We start from the raw sequence: 841 nt of genomic DNA, 5'->3' as shown, positions 1-841 counted from the left end.
TTACTAGCCAAGTCAATTGGAGCGCTGACTCTCCTGAAATAATCTCAATTGAAGCGGGCTCATCACTTGTTAGCGGACTGGATATCGGCAGCTCAAGCCTGAGTGCTGAGCTAGATGGCCATAATGCTGCCAGTACGGTTACGGTAAGCAATGCAGTACTAAGCAATATAAGTATTCTTCCTATTAACAGCTCCCTACCAAAGGGGCTAAGCCAAAGTTTCAGTGCTCAAGGAACATACAGTGACGGCTCAGTTCAGGACATCACCGAACAGGTAACCTGGACATCGAGCGACTCGGCAATAGGCTCTATTTCAAACGCTGCGCTATCTGAAGGTTTAGTCAATGGACTAGAACTGGGATTCGTAAACATTTCCGCCACCCTGGATGATATTAGTATATCGACTAGTCTAAGCATTCAAGACGCCGTATTAACCGCAATTGAAGTTCAGCCAGGAAATATCAGCCTAGCTAACGGGCTTCAAATACAAGCCATTGCTTTAGGCTCCTATTCTGATGGAGAACAAATTGATATCAGTAAAGAGGCCAACTGGAACACAAGCTCTAGTACTGTTGCAAGCGTAGAAAGCCCTAGCGCTCCGGTTATCAGCGCTAATGCAGAAGGCGAAGCCCTGATCTCTGCCGAACTAGAAGGAATCAGTGGTATTAGTTTAGTGACAGTAACAAGTGCGACACTTCAATCAATATCACTGACGAGCGATAACACAAGTATTCCGGCTGGGTTTACAGAACAAGTCAAAGCAAGTGGCTTATATACCGATGCATCGACTAAAGACATCACCCACCTCGTCACCTGGCAAAGCGAAGACAATCAACTTATTAC

At 45.7% G+C, this 841-nt stretch carries 1 protein-coding gene; it reads left to right on the top strand.

The features are described from left to right. On the top strand, positions 1–841 hold an 841-nt coding region (locus A3729_RS17165), incomplete at both ends, for an Ig-like domain-containing protein (protein ID WP_197475895.1).

Source organism: Oleiphilus sp. HI0043, assembly GCF_001634935.1.
Note: the sequence above shows the minus strand (reverse complement) of the source record. Positions and strands in the feature narration are given on the sequence as shown.